Source organism: Ruminococcus sp. RTP21204st1_B2_RTP21204_210225, assembly GCF_040914135.1.
In the GTDB taxonomy this organism is placed as follows: Bacteria; Bacillota; Clostridia; order Oscillospirales; family Ruminococcaceae; genus Hominimerdicola; species Hominimerdicola aceti.
In genome coordinates, this window is the sequence record NZ_JBCPGA010000126.1 from 1 (window position 1) to 1,065 (window position 1,065).

The 1,065-nt window shown below is 44.9% G+C and carries 2 protein-coding genes; both read left to right on the top strand.

Translation table 11 applies throughout. The annotated features are described in order from the left end of the window. Positions 1-192: 192 nt before the first annotated feature. The gene (locus tag AB5123_RS14420) at positions 193-483 is read left to right on the top strand and encodes a helix-turn-helix domain-containing protein (RefSeq protein ID WP_041337570.1); all 291 of its coding nucleotides are present in this window, start codon (positions 193-195) and stop codon (positions 481-483) included. Next, the coding region (locus AB5123_RS14425) for a conjugal transfer protein TrbL family protein (protein WP_368365011.1) at positions 476-1,065 on the top strand (590 nt) is incomplete at its 3' end. The genes AB5123_RS14420 and AB5123_RS14425, both read left to right, overlap by 8 nt.

The following is a 1,065-nucleotide window of genomic DNA, read 5'->3' on the forward strand; positions in this document are numbered from 1 at the left end:
GGTATCAAGTTTGAAGAAGAATACAAACTTCCCGATAAGACCGCCCGTGCCGTTTCATACAAAGAGCGTGATGAACTGATAAAAGACGTTGAAGTGAAATATCCGCAGAAGAAAAAAGAGATCACGTTAGAATATGAGGAGCTGACGGCAAAGAAAAAGACAACTGTTAAAACGTAAAGGAGCTGATGCATATTGATATTTCCAAGAAGGATCTACGACTTAGGACTAAGTCACAAGGCGGTGGCTGTGTACTGCTATCTGGCAAACCGTGCGGACAAAAACGGAGAATGTTTTCCCTCTGTACGAAGGATAGCAGAAGATCTGAGCATACACAAAAGCACGGTGTATCGTGCATTTACAGAACTTGAAAACCGTGGATTGTTAGAACGAATACCTCGCTATCATATCCAAGGCGGACGCCGCAGCTCGCTTTACAGAGTAAAGGGCGAGATAACAAAGGCAGGAGGTGGTGCGGATGTTTGAATGGATCTCAGACGCCATTGACTGGATAAGCGACGGTATCTCATCGCTCTGGGACAACACAGTTGGTGCTGCCGCCGATGCGATAAGCGACGCTATTTGGGATATTATGTTTGAATGGATCTTCAATAAGGTGTATGGACTGATAGCGGAACTATTCACATTTATTAATGAGACTGCAACGGATATTTTTGCTCTGTCCTGGGTACAGGTGTTTGTCGGACTGTTTGGCAGTTTTGCGTGGATGCTTTTTGTCTGCGGACTTATCGTAGCTGTGTTCGATACGGCTGTCGCTTATGAATCGGGGCAGGCAAACATCAAGAACACCTGCATAAATGTACTGAAAGGTTTTATGGCAGCAAGTCTTGTGACGGTCGTTCCGCAAAGGCTTTATTCATTCTGCGTCAATATGCAGGGTACCTTTGCAACTGAACTGCTTGGAAATTTCATATCCGGAACGAGCGACACGATGGCGGACACCGGACTTGCGGTCATATTTGCCCTTGCTTCAGATATTTCGCTGTTCAGTCTATTTTTTATGATCTTATTCGGTTACTGCACGGTGAAAGTTGTGTTTGCAAACAT